The organism is Muricauda sp. MAR_2010_75 (assembly GCF_000745185.1).
Classification (GTDB): domain Bacteria; phylum Bacteroidota; class Bacteroidia; order Flavobacteriales; family Flavobacteriaceae; genus Flagellimonas.
Map to the genome: position 1 here is coordinate 3571052 of NZ_JQNJ01000001.1, position 17566 is coordinate 3588617.

The 17566-nt window shown below is 41.2% G+C and carries 13 protein-coding genes; 9 read left to right on the forward strand and 4 right to left on the reverse strand.

Annotated elements, in window-relative coordinates; genetic code table 11:
- Positions 1-192 precede the first annotated feature (192 nt).
- Positions 193-2595, forward strand: a complete 2403-nt coding sequence (locus FG28_RS16045) for a zinc-dependent metalloprotease (RefSeq protein ID WP_036384555.1) — start codon at positions 193-195, stop codon at positions 2593-2595.
- A 301-nt stretch (positions 2596-2896) separates the two neighbouring features.
- The gene (locus tag FG28_RS16050) at positions 2897-3922 is read left to right on the forward strand and encodes a low specificity L-threonine aldolase (RefSeq protein ID WP_036384557.1); all 1026 of its coding nucleotides are present in this window, start codon (positions 2897-2899) and stop codon (positions 3920-3922) included.
- A 111-nt stretch (positions 3923-4033) separates the two neighbouring features.
- Here FG28_RS16050 and FG28_RS16055 read toward each other — a convergent pair whose 3' ends face one another.
- Positions 4034-4360, reverse strand: coding sequence for a YbaB/EbfC family nucleoid-associated protein (locus FG28_RS16055; RefSeq protein WP_036384558.1), 327 nt, complete (start codon positions 4358-4360; stop codon positions 4034-4036).
- Between the two features lie 143 nt (positions 4361-4503).
- On the opposite strand from FG28_RS16055, the gene FG28_RS16060 reads away from it, so the two are divergent.
- The 3 genes from FG28_RS16060 (at position 4504) to FG28_RS16070 (ending at position 9051) form a co-directional block, all read left to right on the forward strand.
- Positions 4504-6564 (forward strand): S9 family peptidase, encoded by a 2061-nt coding sequence (locus FG28_RS16060; protein WP_231562644.1) that lies wholly within the window; start codon positions 4504-4506, stop codon positions 6562-6564.
- A 66-nt stretch (positions 6565-6630) separates the two neighbouring features.
- Positions 6631-7671 (forward strand): PLP-dependent cysteine synthase family protein, encoded by a 1041-nt coding sequence (locus FG28_RS16065; protein WP_036386751.1) that lies wholly within the window; start codon positions 6631-6633, stop codon positions 7669-7671.
- 120 nt (positions 7672-7791) lie between these two features.
- Positions 7792-9051 (forward strand): aminotransferase class I/II-fold pyridoxal phosphate-dependent enzyme, encoded by a 1260-nt coding sequence (locus tag FG28_RS16070; protein WP_036384559.1) that lies wholly within the window; start codon positions 7792-7794, stop codon positions 9049-9051.
- Here FG28_RS16070 and FG28_RS16075 read toward each other — a convergent pair.
- From FG28_RS16075 to FG28_RS16085, 3 genes are all read right to left on the reverse strand, one after another.
- Complete coding sequence (locus tag FG28_RS16075; RefSeq protein WP_036384561.1) at positions 9038-9838, reverse strand: DUF2490 domain-containing protein; 801 nt, start codon at positions 9836-9838, stop codon at positions 9038-9040. The two genes, FG28_RS16070 and FG28_RS16075, sit on opposite strands and share 14 nt — an antisense overlap.
- Positions 9835-10953 (reverse strand): hypothetical protein, encoded by a 1119-nt coding sequence (locus FG28_RS16080; protein WP_036384564.1) that lies wholly within the window; start codon positions 10951-10953, stop codon positions 9835-9837. The genes FG28_RS16075 and FG28_RS16080 overlap by 4 nt, the downstream gene beginning before the upstream one ends.
- Before the next feature lie 65 nt (positions 10954-11018).
- Complete coding sequence (locus tag FG28_RS16085; RefSeq protein ID WP_036384566.1) at positions 11019-12002, reverse strand: transporter; 984 nt, start codon at positions 12000-12002, stop codon at positions 11019-11021.
- 86 nt (positions 12003-12088) lie between these two features.
- On the opposite strand from FG28_RS16085, the gene FG28_RS16090 reads away from it, so the two are divergent.
- From FG28_RS16090 to FG28_RS16105, 4 genes are read left to right on the forward strand one after another with little or no spacing between them, the layout of a single operon-like run.
- A complete protein-coding gene (locus FG28_RS16090; protein ID WP_036384568.1) occupies positions 12089-12349 on the forward strand; it encodes a DUF4834 family protein in 261 nt (86 codons plus the stop codon).
- 24 nt (positions 12350-12373) lie between these two features.
- Positions 12374-14806 (forward strand): YfhO family protein, encoded by a 2433-nt coding sequence (locus FG28_RS16095; RefSeq protein WP_036384570.1) that lies wholly within the window; start codon positions 12374-12376, stop codon positions 14804-14806.
- Positions 14806-16074: a glycosyltransferase gene (locus FG28_RS16100; RefSeq protein ID WP_036384572.1), complete on the forward strand. Its 1269-nt coding sequence runs from the start codon at positions 14806-14808 to the stop codon at positions 16072-16074. The genes FG28_RS16095 and FG28_RS16100 overlap by 1 nt, the downstream gene beginning before the upstream one ends.
- On the forward strand, positions 16074-17534 hold the full coding sequence (locus FG28_RS16105) for a lipopolysaccharide biosynthesis protein (protein ID WP_036384574.1): 1461 nt from the start codon (positions 16074-16076) through the stop codon (positions 17532-17534). The genes FG28_RS16100 and FG28_RS16105 overlap by 1 nt, the downstream gene beginning before the upstream one ends.
- The last annotated feature ends 32 nt before the right edge of the window (positions 17535-17566 follow it).

Consider the following 17566-nt stretch of genomic DNA (forward strand, 5'->3'; position numbering starts at 1 on the left):
TGTTTTTTAAGTAAAATATGGATTTTCAAGGTCTTATGAAATAAACATTAGTTAAAAATCCATTAACATAAAAATGAATGAAGCAAAAATTGACGACAATTTTTATCAATTTATATTTTAAGGCGGAAAAGTAGGATTCACAGGGTTTTTTAAAATGAATTACATATTTTTAAATCCAATTTCCACTCAACTATGAAGAACACTACTTCCCTCATCGCAGTATTTAGCTTTTTTTGTGCATCCTTATACGGACAGACTTTTGACAAAGCCAAGGATTTTCAAAAATTCAATGGTTATTTCAATTTTTATTATGATGATGCCTCGGATAAAATTTATCTGGAAGTGGATGAGTTGGACAAAGAATTTCTCTATGTCTATTCGCTCAGCAGCGGCATAGGAAGCAATGATATCGGTTTGGACAGGGGCCAATTGGGCAATGAACAGGTAGTATACTTTAAAAAAGCTGGGAACAAGCTCCTTCTGATTCAACCCAATCTAACCTATCGGGCCATTACGGACAACGTATTGGAGCGAAAATCTGTGGAACAGGCTTTTGCCAAATCCGTTTTGCACGGGTTTAAGATTGAGGAGGAATCCAGAGGAAGTTATTTAATCGATTTTACAGATTTTTTAATGCGTGATGCCCATGGGGTGGCCAATAGATTAAAAGATTCCAAACAAGGAACCTATAGTTTGGATGCTTCCAAAAGTGCATTGGCGTTTGAGCGTACCAAAGCATTCCCAAAAAATGTGGAGTTTGATGTAACACTCACCTTTAAGGGAAATCCCGAAGGGGCATGGATTCAGTCCGTAACCCCAAACCCCAGCTTGGTGACCGTGGCACAACACCATTCTTTGATTGAGTTGCCCGATGACAAATACAAAAAAAGGGTGTTCGACCCTAGATGTGGTTCATATCCGTTGACCTATTATGATTATGCCTCGCCAGTACAAGAACCTATATTGAAACGTTTCATCACCCGCCATCGATTGGAAAAGAAGAATCCCGGTGCAGCGGTAAGCGAGGCCGTGGAGCCCATCATCTATTATTTGGATAATGGAACCCCAGAACCTGTTCGCTCTGCTTTATTGGAAGGTGGGAAATGGTGGAACCAAGCCTTTGAGGCCATTGGCTACAAAGATGCTTTTCAATTAAAAATGTTGCCCGATGATGCCGACCCGTTGGATGTTCGCTATAATGTAATCCAGTGGGTGCACCGTTCTACAAGAGGATGGAGCTATGGCAGCAGCATTACAGACCCAAGAACAGGAGAAATCATGAAGGGCCATGTGAGTTTGGGAAGCTTGCGCATTCGTCAGGATTTCTTGATTGCGCAAGCGTTGATGAACAAACCTTTTGCGGAACGTGACGACAATTACCAACCGATGTTGGATATGGCCTTGGCCCGAATCCGTCAACTTTCGGCCCATGAAATAGGGCATACCCTTGGTTTTGCACATAATTTTGCCGCAAGTACCAATAACAGGGCTTCGGTGATGGATTATCCACATCCACAATTTGAATTGAAGGGAAACTCCATAGATTTTTCGAATGCATACGATATAGGAATAGGCGAATGGGATAAGGTAACCGTGGCCTATTCCTATGCTGACTTTCCAAGTGGCACTTCTGAAAAAGAAGGGCTCAATGCCATATTAAAGAAGGCCCAGGATGATGGACTTCGGTACATATCTGATCAAGATGCCAGACCAACCGGAGGTGCCCATGCCTTGGCGCATCTTTGGGACAATGGTAAAAGTGCCAGTCAGGAGTTGGAAAATGTATTACAAATCAGGAAGACCGCAATGAATAATTTCTCCATTGATAATATTCGTACCGGCCAGCCCAATTCGGTATTGGAAGATGTTTTTGCTCCCCTGTATTTTTTCCATCGCTATCAAACTGAGGCCGTATCAAAAGTTGTTGGAGGTTTGGACTACAACTACGCGGTTAAAGGGGATGGACAACGTGTTGTGGAACCAGTGAATCAAATGGTACAAGAAAAAGCGTTGGAATCCATCCTAAAAACCTTGGATGCCGAGGTTATTGCCGTTCCCAAGGGTAAATTGGACCTTTTCCCACCTAGGGCCATCGGATATCCACGTACCCGTGAGTCGTTGATGGGAAGAACTGGGGTCAGCTTTGACGCCCTTTCCGCTGCCGAAACCGCTGCCGATATGACTTTGGGACTCTTGTTGCACCCAGAACGTGCTTCCAGATTGATCCAACAAAAGAGTTTGGATAAAGGTCAATTGGGATTGGAGGAGGTTTTAAGTAAACTGGTTGACAATACAATTGAAAACTCTAAAAAAGACCCGTATTTGGATGAAGTACAACAGACCATCAATTTTAGGGTGCTGTACCACATCATGAACTTGGCGGCTCATACTGAAGTACATCCGCAGGTTAATGCCATTGCCAATGAAACTTTGAAGGAGCTTAAGACAATTTTATTGGGCAATGGAAAAACTGCAGTTGCAGTAGAAATGGTAAGACGAATAGATGCCTTTTTGGAAAAGCCTTCCAGTTTTAATGTTATACCTGTCCCCAAAATTCCTGATGGCTCTCCCATAGGAATGGACTGCATGGATTAGATAAGGTCAAGTACAGGTTTAAGTTCAAGAATCAAGTTCAAGGGTTAATGAAAATATTAACTATATCTTATGTGGAATTTTGGTTACAGATGGAAAATTGAGGGATAGAATTTCTACTACAAATTGGTTTGCATATGTAATCAAACTAAATAAAGGTAAATTTTATATTGGTGTAGCTGTTGGTGTAGACAGACGTTATGAGCAACATCTTTTAGAAAGAAGGTCTTTAGGTAATAAAGAAAGTATAAAAAGGAAACTAAAAATAAATTGAGTTTGAACTTGAGTTTGAATTTGAGCTTTTATGACAATAAACCTGATCAGTGATACGGTCACTAAGCCCACAGCGGGAATGTTGGAGGCTATGATGACCGCCAAAGTAGGGGATGATGTTTTTAAAAACGACCCTACCGTTAATGCCTTGGAAGAAAAGGTAGCCGATTATTTTGGGATGGAGGCCGCATTGTTTTTCCCTAGTGGTACCATGACCAACCAAACGGCGATAAAATTACACACCCAGCCGGGAGACCAGTTGATCTGTGACAAATATGCCCACATTTATAATTACGAAGGTGGCGGTGTTAGTTTTAATAGTGGGGTTTCCTGCAAGTTGGTGGATGGTAATCGCGGGATGATGACATACCAGCAGGTTGAAGAAGCCATAAATCCCCTCGATTTTTACCATAGTCCCTTGACTTCATTGGTCTGTATTGAAAACACCACCAATAAGGGCGGAGGGGCTTGTTGGGATTTTGAGGAGCTCCAAAAAATCAAAAAAGTATGCGATAGGCATGGACTCAAGTACCATTTGGATGGTGCGCGACTCTGGAATGCACTCATAGCCAAAGGAGAAGACCCAAAGGCCTATGGTTCCCTTTTTGATACCATAAGTGTTTGTTTAAGTAAGGGCATGGGGTGTCCTGTAGGCTCTGTTTTGGTGGGGAGTATGGATTTGATTGACAAGGCCTTGCGAATCCGTAAAATCCTGGGTGGAGGAATGCGACAATCCGGATTCTTGGCCGCAGCAGGAATCTACGCCATGGACCATCACGTGGATCGATTGGCGGAAGACCATAAAAAAGCAGCCGAAATCGGGGAGGTACTTTCAACGTTGGATTTCATAAAAAAAGTGGAGCCCATTGAAACCAATATCATCATTTTTGAATTGGACGAATCCAAACTTACTTCAGTAGATTTTTTAGCCAAACTAGCAGAAAATCAAATCTCTATTATCGGTATGGGGCAAGGAAAACTGCGCATCGTTACTCATTTAGACTACACGGATGCAATGCACCTGCATTTCCTTAAAATCCTGAAAACAATGGGATGATTAGTGCAAATTTGTGTTATCCGTATCGGACAAATTACGAAGTTAGAAGTTGGAATTTTATACGTAAAGAAATTGACTGGGCACTAACTCCTAAGACCTAAATCCTAAACCCTATTTCATAAAAGCATCCATCCCTGGAATATTGGGCATGCCTTCTTTGGCCACTGCCGCCAATTCAGTTTCATTGACGTTGGTAGCCTTTTCGATGGCTTTGTTTAGGGTCAATACGAGGTAATCTTCCAGTTGCTCTTTATCCTGAAGTAGAGAATCGTCAATACTGATTGATTTAATTTCGCGGTTGGCGGTTAAGGTAACTTTCAGCAAACCATCAGAGGACTGCTCATCAATCATTACGGTATTCAATCGTTCCTTGGTTTCCTGTACTTTTTTCTGGGTTTCTTTGAGTTTACCCATCATTCCCATGATATCTCCGAACATAGCTGTTGTTTTTTTGTGTTTAATTGACTTCAAAAATACTAAATTGGCATAAATCAAACTGGATGAAACGAATCAATCCAATCCCTTGTATTCTCGGAATATGCCTTATTTTTGCAGGCTCTTGCCAAAAAAGTAAAGAATTGATGCAAATACAACCCCCGACGGCCAAAAAGATTCCAACCCAACTGGAAAAACATGGAGATGTACGGATAGATAATTACTATTGGATGAACAATAGGGAAGATCAAGCCGTAATTGACTATCTCAATGCAGAAAACGATTATTACCACAAAATGACGGCACATACCAAAAAGTTCCAAGAGGACCTTTTTTTGGAAATGAAGTCGAGAATAAAGGAAGTTGACTCCTCTGTGCCCTACAAATTGGATGGCTATTGGTACATCAATCGCTACGAAGAAGGAAAGGAATACCCCATTTATTCCCGTAAAAAGGATAGTCTGGATGCTGCCGAGGAGATTATGTTCGACTGTAACAAAATGGCCGAAGGACACGAATTTTTCAATCTAAAAGGGATATCGGTAAGCCCAAATAATACTTTGGCTGCTTTCGGAACCGATACGGTATCCCGTAGACAGTACAACATCCAGATTAAAGACCTGAAAACTGGGGGAATTTATCCAGATATTATCGAGAATACTACAGGAAGTTCAGTTTGGGCCAATGATGGCCAGACCTTATTTTATGCGAAAAAAGACCCGGTGACCCTGCGTTCCGATAAAATTTTCAAGCATGTTTTGGGGACTTCTTCCAATGATGATGAACTGGTATTCCATGAAAAGGATTCCACGTACAACACTTTTGTCTACAAGACCAAATCTCGGAAATATATCGTTATTGGTTCTGTGAGTACGTTGACTTCGGAATATAGAATTTTGAATGCGGATGACCCCAACGGCAGTTTTAAAGTGTTCTCTCCAAGATATTTAGGGGTAGAATATTCCATTGCCCATTACGATGGTAACTTCTATATTTTAACGAATAGGGACAAGGCCACTAATTTTAAGTTGATGCGGACCAATGAAGAAAATACCTCTTCAGCGTATTGGCAGGAGTTTATTCCGCACAGGCGAGATGTTTTACTGGAAGATGTGGAGATTTTCAGGGATTACTATGTGCTTTCAGAGCGTGAAAATGGGCTTAACCAGATGAACATATCCCGTTGGGATGGTTCAGAAAGTTATTATTTGCCATTTAACAGCGAAACCTATGTGGCTGGAGCTTCGGTGAACTTGGATTTTGATACGGATGAGCTTCGTTATTATTATAATGAGATGGGAGCGCCCTATGCCATTATTGATTTCAACATGAAGACTCGCACTAAAAAAGTGTTGAAGGAGCAGGAAGTTTTGGGAGGAAAGTTCAATAAAGAGAACTACAAAACCGAGCGTTTATGGGCCACGGCACGGGATGGTAAAAAAGTGCCCATTTCGTTGGTATATCATAAAGATACTCCCTTAGACGGTACCAGCCCGCTATATCAATACGCTTATGGCTCCTACGGTAGTACCATTGACCCGTATTTCTCCTCGGTTCGATTGAGTTTATTGGATAGGGGCTTTATCTACGCTATTTCTCATGTACGAGGAGGGGAATACTTGGGAAGACCTTGGTATGAAGATGGCAAGTTGTTCAATAAAAAGAACACGTTTACGGACTTTATTGACTGCTCCAAGTTCCTGATTGAACAAAAATACACCAGTCCAGAACATTTGTATGCCAGCGGTGGTTCGGCAGGCGGATTGTTAATGGGAGCAATAATCAATATGGCGCCAGAGCTCTATAATGGGGTAATTGCTGAAGTTCCCTTTGTGGATGTGGTGACGACCATGCTGGATGATTCCATTCCACTGACCACCGGAGAATATGATGAATGGGGAAATCCAAATGACAAGGATTATTACGATTACATCAAATCATATTCGCCTTATGACAATGTGGAACCCCAGGCATACCCCAATTTATATGTTTCAACCGGCTTACATGATTCGCAGGTACAATACTGGGAACCAGCTAAATGGGTGGCGAAACTACGGGAATTTAAGACGGATGGCCACCTCTTGTTTTTGGATACGAATATGGATGCGGGGCATGGTGGTGCATCGGGCAGATTTGAAGCTTTAAAGGAAACTGCCAAGGCCTATACCTTTATTTTAGACCTTGAAGGGAAAACCCATTCAAAATAAAATGCTATTTTTGTGCCGAATGGGTTTTTGTCGTTTCAAAAATTCATTCCTTACCTAATACCAGTTATGAAAAAACAGATAAATGCGTGTAGCAATATCCTTGACCTAATTGGAAATACCCCCTTAGTTAAGCTTAACAAGATCGCAGCCCCCCTTACCGGAAACTTTTATGCCAAATTGGAATGCTTTAATCCTGGACATTCGTCAAAGGATAGAATAGCGGCCTATATCATAGAGGAGGCCGAGCGTAAAGGGATTCTAAAGCCTGGAAGTATTATCATTGAGACCACTTCCGGGAATACTGGGTTCAGTTTGGCTATGGTCAGTATTGTAAAAGGGTATAAGTGTATTTTGGCAGTGAGTTCAAAATCATCCCCTGATAAGATAGATATGTTGCGTTCCATGGGTGCCAAGGTTTATGTTTGCCCTGCCCATGTTAGTGCAGATGACCCAAGATCGTATTACGAAGTGGCCAAAAGATTGCACAAGGAGACCGAGAACTCCATTTATATCAACCAATATTTTAACGAACTTAACATAGAGGCCCATTACCAGACCACCGGTCCGGAAATTTGGGAACAGACCAATGGTAATATTACCCATTTGGTTGCCTGCAGTGGAACAGGTGGGACCATATCCGGAATTTCCCGTTACCTAAAGGAACAAAATCCCAAAATCAAAATATTAGGGGTGGATGCCTATGGTTCCATTCTTAAAAAATACCACGAAACCGGGGAGTTTGACCATAATGAAGTGTATCCGTATCGGATTGAAGGCTTGGGGAAAAATTTGATTCCAGCTGCCACTGATTTTAATAGTATCGACCGCTATATTAAGGTAACCGATGGTGAAAGCGCCCACATGGCCCGCAAAATTGCGCATACCGAAGGTATGTTTGTAGGATATACCAGTGGTGCCGCAATGCAGGCTTTATATCAATTGAACACAGAGGGTGAATTTACAAAAGACAGTAATGTTGTTGTTATCTTCCCAGACCACGGTTCAAGATATATGAGCAAGATATATAGCAATGAGTGGATGGAAAACCAAGGTTTTTTTGATATTAAAAATGCCGAGGTACCCGAAAAGATAGAATACATCAAATAAGAGATATAACTCGATTGGATTAAAACGGCAATGATTTCATTGTCGTTTTTTATGTGAAAAAATCGTTATGTGAGCTTCGCAAAAATCTATACTTTTGCATTTGAATCAATTTTAAGGTAGATGAGAGATTTATTTGATAGAATCATTGAAAATAAAGGTCCGTTGGGAAAATGGGCATCACAAGCAGAAGGCTATTTTGTATTCCCGAAATTGGAAGGACCTATCTCCAACAGAATGAAATTTCAAGGGAAAGATGTTATTACTTGGAGTATCAATGACTATCTGGGACTCGCCAATCTGCCCGAAATCAAGAAAGTTGATGGAGATGCTGCCCACGAACATGGAGCCGCTTACCCTATGGGTGCCCGAATGATGAGCGGCCATACCGATTACCATGAGCAATTGGAGCGAGAATTGGCGGAGTTTGTCCACAAAGAAGCTTCCTATCTTTTAAACTTTGGCTACCAAGGATTCATGTCCGTTATTGATGCCCTTGTTTCCAAAGACGATATCATTGTGTACGATGTGGATTGTCATGCCTGCATCATAGATGGTGTTCGTCTGCACATGGGCAAACGTTTCACCTTTAAGCATAACGACCCTGAAAGTCTTGAAAAAAACTTGGAACGGGCCACTAAACTCGCCAACGAGACCGGAGGTGGTATCTTAGTGATTTCCGAAGGCGTTTTTGGAATGCGCGGTGAGCAAGGAATCCTCAAGGAAATTGTAGCCTTGAAGAAGAAGTATAGTTTCAGGTTGTTGGTAGATGATGCCCACGGTTTTGGAACCTTGGGAAAAACAGGAGCTGGAGCAGGAGAGGAGCAAGGCGTACAAGACGAGATTGACGTGTACTTGGCCACTTTTGCCAAATCCATGGCCGGAATAGGTGCTTTTGTTGCCGCCGATAAAGAAATCATAGAATATTTAAAATACAACCTTAGGTCGCAAATGTTTGCCAAATCACTACCCATGGTCTATGTAAAAGGAGCCTTGAAGCGCTTGGATATGTTGCGTACCATGCCTGAATTGAAAGCAAAGCTTTGGGAAAACGTAAATGCACTGCAAAATGGCCTCCGAGACCGTGGTTTTGACCTTGGTACAACATCAAGCTGTGTTACTCCTGTTTATCTGAACGGTAGTATTCCAGAAGCGATGGCTTTGGTTAAGGATTTACGTGAAAACCATGGAATTTTCTGTTCCATTGTGGTCTATCCGGTAATTCCAAAGGGGCTAATCCTATTGCGTTTGATTCCTACCGCCACTCATACCATGGAAGACATTGCAGAGACCTTGGATGCTTTCTCATCTATTAGGGAAAGACTCCAAAATGGCACCTACAAACGACTTTCAGCTGCCGTTGCGGCTGCTATGGGTGAGTAGCAGTTGAAGGTATTGGTGGAAGACTTTCCTTGATTTCCCCGATTTTCTTTTTTGAGAGATTTAGAGTATGTGTTATGTGCAGCCATAGTGCATGGGTATGGATGTAGTGCCCAGCTTCGGAAGAGCTCGAGGCAAATTGGTTGTTCCATGCCAGCGCAAGGGAAATCCATTTATTTAATTGTACGGCAGGACTGATTACAAACCTGTTTTTGTCAAAGACATTATAAACAATGTTCTTTCCGGCATTAAACATAATTTCATCACTGATGTTTATTCTAAATTTCGCATCGGGATTTTCTTTGGAAAGACGGAAAAGGGTAAAACCCGTCATCAAAGCATAGCGAAACCTCAGGGCAAAAGTATTGTCTGATTGTATGCTACCATCAACCACTGGATTGTAGAACCGTTGCTCAAACCGAAATCTGTGGTTCAATTTAAAAGCATGCTCGCCCGTATCTCGTATCAATACTTCTTCATACGGTCTCAACTCAACCTGGTACCGGTCTTTATCGGCATAAAATTCTACATAGGTGAATCCCGTTGACACTCCAATTTTATCACTCATGGAATATGAGGCGCCAATTCTTCCAAAGAAAATTGCAAATTCCTCAAAACCATGTTTCCAGCGCGCACCCGTATTGCCAAACAAGGTCCACTTTTCGTTTAAATGTGTTTGATTGTTATATTGAAACCATTGTTCCCCTCTACGTGTTACCGTTTTTTCCTGACAAAACAGAAAGCCAGTAAATAGCAGTGCAAAAAGAAGAGGTTGAAGGCTTTTGATCATAGGCTTTTTCGATAGGTTCTGCGCCGTTTGTGGGTTACAGGATCAAAATGCTTCCACATCTGCCTAATGGCCACGTTATCTTCTAATTCTGGTGTTCGTATGCAATTCACAATCTCTTTTTTCTTGAATGTATGGTAGTATTCGTTAAAAATGATGGCCGTAACCCCTTTGTTCTGATAGGTGGGATGTATGCCAATCAAATAAAAAATAACATCCTTGCTTTCTTTTTTTGCTTTCAACAGATGAAATATTCCCGTGGGGAACAAGCGCCCATTGGCTTTCTGAAGCGCCTTGGAAAAGGAGGGCATTACAATGGCAAAAGCCACTAGATTATCATCCGAATCCACTACAAATTTGATGTACTCCGGGTTTATGAAGCTGATGTATTTCTTTTTGAAATATTCCTTTTGAATGTCCGTAATCTTTACAAATGAGGACAGTTTGGCATAACTTTCATTGAAAAGGTCAAACATTTTATCCACCCATGGCATAATTTCCTTGCTACTCTCAAAATTCATTTCTTTGAGTCCATAGCGTTTTTTCACCAACAAGTTTGCCTTGTAAAATAACTTTGGGTCTGCGGCTGAGGCCAAGAATTTGTTTTCCAGGTATTCTTTTTCCTTTACTAAACCATGCTTTTCGTAATGGGATTGATAGTACGGGTGGTTGTACCAGGTTATCATGGTACCGATATGGTCAAACCCTTCAATAAGGACACCAACCTTATCGAGATTGGAGAAACCTACGGGTCCCTCCATGTATTCCAACTGGTTCTCTGTTCCAATTTCGGCTACCTTGTCCAGCAAAGCCTTGGAAACCTCAAGATCATCCACAAAATCTAACCAGCCAAAACGCATTTTTCGAACTTTCTGTTCGTTCACTTCCAACCAGTTGATGATGGCCGCAACCCTTCCTACAATCTCGCTGTCCTTGTAGGCTAGAAAAAATCGGGCTTCAGCATTTTTAAAAACAGGGTTTTTGGTTTCATCAAAAGATGCCATTTCATCCTTGATGATAGGGGGGACCCAGTATGGGGAATTTTTATAGAGTGAGAAGGGAAATTTTACAAAGCGTTTTAAATCAGCCTTTGATTGAACCTGCTTGATGGTGATCATACATCATTTTTTACAGGTCAATATTAGCAATATTACCTACATCATAAAAATGTTAAAGACAAAACTTAGAAATCAATGTCATCTTTGTTTTTTTTCCTTCGCTTTTTTGATTTTTTCTTATTGGAGTTCCGTTTTATTTTTTCATTCTGATTGCTACTCAATGGGTCGATGGTCTTAAAGCTATCTTTGTGAAAATCCAAGCGGTAGGAAGCACCAAGTACTACAAATAGGCGGGAAGGGTCATTTTTAAATCCGGAACCCATGTGCAAATCCACCTGAAAATTGGGATTCAGCAAACGGGCCACTCCGGTTCGTAAGATAATATCGGAATACCGATCCCCTGAAATCCCCTGACCTTCAAAAAAGATACTCCATCTGGGATCTCTAAGGGCATAGGAAAGGGAAAGGGCATAGCGCCATTCGGGAAAATCCGTTCCAATTCGGTCATAGGCCACATTTGAAATAAGCACAAACCTTGGTGACAACCTACTTTGTGTGGCAATGGCTCCTCTGTAGGAAGTTGTGGGCTCCCCGGGATAAAACGGATTGTCACCCAGCACAAAATTAACCCCACCATACAGCGAAACCGCTGGAATTAAATTTTTCCACTGGAACAGGTTGTTGGCACGCCAACTGTATAAATTCGGTTTATTGCGTTCTGGGTTTTTATAAGGATCGTAAAGGAGATATTTGACCCCAAGTCGATTTCGTGAAAAATCAGCCAGCTTTCCTTCAATCCCAAAATCAGGATAGTTTATGTTCTGCTTCATAAAGGTTCCTTCCCAATTGATTTCCAGTTCTTCAAAAAGAAACCCGTATCTCAGAGCCATATCGGTTCCAAAAATATTGGAATCGGAATTAAGGTCGGCATTATCTTGCTGCTCATAAAAAAGTCCTGCTTCAGCCTGGACCACATTTTTTCCCACAGCATAGGCACTTATGGCCCTACCCGGTCTGTTGGAATTGATGACATCGGTATATTGGGCGCTCAAAAAAACTGGTGTAAGAATGAAAAGAAAAAGGGTCTTTTTGAAAAAGGAAAAATCCATATAACTTATTTTAATAGTATTTTAAGATACGTTTGGTCTTTTTATGCTACTTACAGTGTAATTTTGAAACAATAGTTTACGGTTATATGGTTGTACTACAAACGATATTTATCCTCATATTAGTATACTATGCAGCGAAATTACTGCTGAAATGGTTGGCTCCACGATTGTTGAACTATGCCATGAAGAAAACCGAGGAACGCTTTGGGCAACAATTTGGAAATTACCAAGATTTTGGCCAAAATACCGCTGAGGATGGGGATACCACAATTTATAAGACACCCACAAGAAAATCCAATCCTTCAAAAAAAGTTGGAGAATACATAGATTTTGAGGAAATTGACTAATATTTGTCTTTTCAACAGCTATCCATGAATTTTTCTCCCAAAGCCATTATCACCCATATTTGTGTCATTGGTTTATTTTTACTCGCGTCTCTGGTGTATTTCTATCCAGTTTTGCAGGGCAAGGCCATTTTTCAATCCGATATTGCCCAGTATAAGGGCATGGCCAAAGAGCGGGACGATTTTAAAGAGGTCACCGGAGAAGAATCCTATTGGACAAACAGTGCTTTTGGAGGAATGCCCACCTATCAGTTGGGGGCCAATTATCCCAATGACTATATTAAAAAACTGGACCGATTGATTCGGTTTTTACCCAGACCAGCAGACTATCTTTTTCTGTATTTTATTGGATTTTACATTCTGTTACTTTGTCTAAAAGTTGATTTCCGTTTAGCCGCGTTAGGTGCCATTGCCTTTGGTTTTTCTACCTATCTCATTATCATACTTGGTGTGGGGCATAACGCCAAGGCGCATGCCTTGGGCTACATTCCTATGGTTTTGGGTGGAATCGTATTGGTTTTTAGAAAGAAGTATTTACTCGGCTTTATTTTAACGGCTTTGGCCATGGCCTTGGAAATCAGTGCCAATCATTACCAGATGACATACTATTTTATGTTGTTGGTGCTCATTTTAGGGTTGGTGCAGCTCATTTATGCGATAAAGGATAAGAAACTAAAACACTTTTTCCTATCGGTTGGAATTTTAATCGGTGCCGTTGCACTTTCCATTGCGGCCAATGCCACAGGCTTGATGGCCACCAAAGAGTATGCGGATTGGAGTACCCGGGGGAAATCGGAATTAACCATCAATCCAGATGGGACCCCAAAACAACCCTCCAATGGGTTGGACAAGGAGTACATTACCCAATATAGTTATGGCATTGCCGAATCCTTAAACTTATTTGTTCCCCGTCTCTTTGGAGGTTCTGGGAATGAAGACCTTGGGAAAAATTCAAAAGCTTATGAATATTTAGTGGGGCAAGGACTTTCCCCATCCAAAGCTATGGAATTATCCAATGGCTTGCCCTTGTATTGGGGAGAGCAACCCATTGTTGCAGGTCCAGCCTATGTTGGTGCTATAGTCTTCTTTTTGTTTGTGTTGGGCTTGTTTTTGGTAAAAGGAAAACATAAATGGTGGCTATTGGGAGGTGCTTTATTGTCGCTTCTGCTATCATGGGGAAAGAATTTCCCGGCGTTGACCAATTTTATGATCGATTATTTCCCGCTATACAACAAATTCAGGGCGGTTTCTTCCATTCAGGTGGTGTTGGAATTGTGTCTTCCCGTTTTAGGGGTTTTGGGATTACGTCAATTGTTCAAAAAGTCTGTCAATTCAAAAGACAAACTAAAGGCACTCAAACTATCGTTCTTTGTTGCTGTGGGATTGGCGGTTTTTATCTTTATCCTAAAAGCTTTCTTTGATTTTGATGGTATGCGAGATGAGATGTACCGTGGTTATTTTGGTGATGAATTGATGACCATGATACAACGGGACCGTGAAGCTGTTTATGTCAGCGATACTATTCGTTCTTTAATATATGTGACCTTGGCCGCTGTTGCGCTATGGTTTTTTGTAAAAGAGAAAATTGGAAAGAACGCCATGGTGCTCATCATGGCAGGACTGGTACTGTTTGATTTGGTGGGAGTAGCCCTTCGTTACGTAAACGAGGACGATTTTGTACGTCAACGTGAAATGAACACCCCGTTCCAAGCAAGTCAGATAGATCACGCTCTCCAAGAAGATGACTCGGTTTATCGGGTTTTTGATCCCCAAGAAGGATTGAATGGGGCTCGAACTTCGTATTTTCATAAATCCATAGGCGGCTATCATGCTGCTAAGCCGCGTGCTCTACAAAATTTGTTCGAATACCATCTGTACCAGAACAACCTTCAGGTGTTGAACATGCTCAACGTAAAATATATCATCCAACAAGATGAAGAGGGGAACAGTTTCCCAGCCGTGAATGACGATGCCAATGGCAATGCCTGGTTTGTGGGGCAATTGCTTCCTGTATCTTCGGCGAACGAGGAGATTGAAGCCCTAAAAGATTTTAATTCCAAGTTGCAGGCGGTGGTCAATACTAAGGAATATCCCCGTTTGACGAAGCTTCGGTATGAAACTGATTCTCTAGCACATATTGACTTAGTGGATTATCGACCTAATTATCTAAAATATGAGTCCAGCAACAGCAATGATGGATTCGCTGTTTTCTCTGAAATGCATTATCCATCTGGCTGGAATGCCTACATTGATGGTAAACCGGAGGAACATTACAAGGTGGATTATGCCTTGCGGGGCATGAAGGTTCCATCAGGGAAGCATGTCATTGAGTTCAAGTTTGAACCACAGGTCATTGAAACAGGAAGTCAGATAACCTTGGCAGCCTGTATTTTATTGGGGTTGATTATTGTGGGCGGTGTTGGATATTCCTTTGTTCCGAAAAAACCCAAAGAATCCTGATGCGAAAAGTCTTGGTCATAACATACTATTGGCCTCCGGCTGGGGGACCAGGTGTACAGCGATGGCTCAAGTTTACCAAGTATTTGCCCGAGTTTGGATTTCAACCTATAGTATATATTCCGGAAAACCCCAAATATCCCATTGTGGATGAAAATCTTGTCGATGAAGTTCCGAAGGGAATTCAGATTTTGAAGCAGCCCATAAAAGAACCCTATAAATGGGCCGGGTTGTTGTCAAAAAAAAAGACCAAGACCATCAGTTCTGGAATAATCCAAGAGAAAGACCCTTCCTTTTTAGAAAAGGTATTGCTTTGGATTCGTGGTAATTTTTTTATTCCAGATGCCCGAAAAAATTGGGTAAAACCTTCCATACGTTATTTGGCCAAGGTTATTGCGGATGAAGGTATTGAAACCATCATTACTACAGGTCCACCGCATAGTCTACACCTGATAGGATTGGGATTGAAAGAAAAGTATTCTGTTCAGTGGATTGCCGACTTTAGAGATCCTTGGACTTCCATTGGGTATCACAAAAAATTAAGGTTGACCAAGACTTCCCAAAAAAAACACAAGAAACTGGAAGCCGAAGTATTGACTTCGGCAGATAAGGTTGTTGTAACAAGTAACCTCACTAAAAATGAGTTTGAAGCTATCACAGACAAACCCATTAAGGTGATTACCAATGGATATGATGACGATTTAACCCTAGTAAACTTAGATTCAGGCTTTACTATTTCGCATATGGGTTCTTTGTTGACCAGGCGAAATCCGATTGCTTTATGGAAGGCCATCCAAGAGCTTATACAAGAAAATGAGGCTTTTAAAAATTCCCTGCAAATCCAGTTGGCTGGGGTGGTAGGGGATGAAGTTTTGCAATCCATCAAGGAATTTGGTTTAGAGTCACACGTAAAACGTTTGGGGTATTTATCCCATGGCCAGGTTTTGAAGGTTCAGCAAAAATCGCAGGTGTTATTGTTGTTGGAAATTGATTCTGAAGAAACCAAGGGCATTATCCCTGGAAAATTGTTTGAATATTTGAATGCGAAACGGCCCATTTTGGCCATAGGTCCAGAAGGATGGGAAGCTGGAAAATTGGTGACCCAAACCCAATCAGGGAGTGTATGTGTACAAAATGATACCACTTGTCTAAAAAATGTACTTTTGGATTGGTTCCAGAGCTATCAGAAGGGAGAACTTCATTGTAAATCAGTGGGAGTGGGGCAGTTCCACAGAAAAGCATTGACCGAAAGCTTGGTAAAATTCATCTAATGGGAGTCGTCTTAAAACAATCCGTACAAAATCTTGTGGTCACCTATCTGGGCTTTTTGTTCGGAGCTGTAAACACGCTGTTTCTATACACCAAAATTCTGGAGGACGAGTATTATGGACTGGTGACCTTTATTCTGGCATCGGGGGCTATTTTAATGCCATTGATGGCATTTGGAGTGCACAATACACTGGTTAAATATTATAGCAATTACAGGGAAGGGGAGAAGGATGTTTTCCTGACTTTTATGCTTTTGGTGCCGCTATTGGGAATCATTCCCGTAGCCTTGATCGGACTCTTTTTTTATGAACCGCTGGGAGATTGGGTATCCCAAGTCAACCCTATGGTCAAGGAGTATCTCTGGTATATCTTCTTTGTGGGGCTGGCCATGGCATATTTTGAAGTCTATTTTGCATGGTGCAAGGTACACTTAAAGTCGGTTTTTGGGAACTTTATGAAAGAGGTCTTCGGCCGAATTGGCGTATCTATCCTACTGATTTTTTTCTATTTCGAGGTGATTTCTTTGGATTTATTTTTTAAGCTTTTGGTTGGATTATATCTTTTAAGGACCATAATTATTAAGATTTATGCGTATACCTTACGCTTTCCAAAGTTTGATTTTCATTTACCACACAACTACAAAGAAATCCTATCCTATTCCTTCTTGATTATTCTTGGCGGCTCTGCCGCCTTGATACTTTTGGAAATCGATAAGGTAATGCTCAACCAGTTCATCAGCATAGAAAACGTGGCGTATTATGGCGTGGCCGTATACATTGCTACCGTTATCATTGTTCCATCACGGGCCATGCACCAAATCACCTATCCCTTAACAGCGGAACAATTGAATTCTGGGGACCATTCTGGATTGGAGCGTTTATATCAAAAAACTTCATTGACGCTTTTTATCGCTTCGGGAATTCTGTTTGTATTGATTATTTTGAATTTGAACGACCTGTATTTATTATTGCCCCAAGCCTACAGAAATGGATATACCATAGTCTTTTTGGTGGGGCTGGCCAAGGTGTTCGATTCGCTTTTGGGAAACAACAATTCTATTTTGTTCAATTCCCAATACTATAAAACCGTATTGGTATTTGGGGTCTGTTTGGCGGCATTGACCATTTTATTGAATTATGTGCTGATTCCCGTGTTGGGACTGGAAGGAGCAGCTTTAGCGAGTTTTGTATCCATTTTTATTTTCAACTTGACCAAGGTTATTTTTGTGAAGCAAAAGTTTGGCATTCAGCCTTTTTCCAAAGCGACCTTTAAAGTTTTAGCCACTCTGGTATTATTGGCCGTATTGTTTGATATGTTGCAATTTCCATTTCATCCCATTTTGAACATCGTCTTGAAATCTGTCTTGATCGTGATTATGTATGTGGGGATTTTGTATCGTTTTGATATATCAGAAGATGTTTCCGGAATCCTTTCAAAATGGTTGAAAAAGAAAACCCCGTAGCGGATAAATCCAACCACGGGGTTAAACAACTA

What these genes read in the sequence shown, in the direction of transcription:
- FG28_RS16060 (WP_231562644.1), top strand. Translation starts at nt 4,504, where the DNA reads ATGCAAATACAACCCCCGACGGCCAAAAAGATTCCAACCCAACTGGAA.
- FG28_RS16075 (WP_036384561.1), bottom strand. Translation starts at nt 9,838, where the DNA reads ATGATCAAAAGCCTTCAACCTCTTCTTTTTGCACTGCTATTTACTGGC.
- FG28_RS16070 (WP_036384559.1), top strand. Translation starts at nt 7,792, where the DNA reads ATGAGAGATTTATTTGATAGAATCATTGAAAATAAAGGTCCGTTGGGA.
- FG28_RS16095 (WP_036384570.1), top strand. Translation starts at nt 12,374, where the DNA reads ATGAATTTTTCTCCCAAAGCCATTATCACCCATATTTGTGTCATTGGT.
- FG28_RS16105 (WP_036384574.1), top strand. Translation starts at nt 16,074, where the DNA reads ATGGGAGTCGTCTTAAAACAATCCGTACAAAATCTTGTGGTCACCTAT.
- FG28_RS16050 (WP_036384557.1), top strand. Translation starts at nt 2,897, where the DNA reads ATGACAATAAACCTGATCAGTGATACGGTCACTAAGCCCACAGCGGGA.
- FG28_RS16100 (WP_036384572.1), top strand. Translation starts at nt 14,806, where the DNA reads ATGCGAAAAGTCTTGGTCATAACATACTATTGGCCTCCGGCTGGGGGA.
- FG28_RS16045 (WP_036384555.1), top strand. Translation starts at nt 193, where the DNA reads ATGAAGAACACTACTTCCCTCATCGCAGTATTTAGCTTTTTTTGTGCA.
- FG28_RS16085 (WP_036384566.1), bottom strand. Translation starts at nt 12,002, where the DNA reads ATGGATTTTTCCTTTTTCAAAAAGACCCTTTTTCTTTTCATTCTTACA.
- FG28_RS16080 (WP_036384564.1), bottom strand. Translation starts at nt 10,953, where the DNA reads ATGATCACCATCAAGCAGGTTCAATCAAAGGCTGATTTAAAACGCTTT.
- FG28_RS16055 (WP_036384558.1), bottom strand. Translation starts at nt 4,360, where the DNA reads ATGTTCGGAGATATCATGGGAATGATGGGTAAACTCAAAGAAACCCAG.
- FG28_RS16065 (WP_036386751.1), top strand. Translation starts at nt 6,631, where the DNA reads ATGAAAAAACAGATAAATGCGTGTAGCAATATCCTTGACCTAATTGGA.
- FG28_RS16090 (WP_036384568.1), top strand. Translation starts at nt 12,089, where the DNA reads ATGGTTGTACTACAAACGATATTTATCCTCATATTAGTATACTATGCA.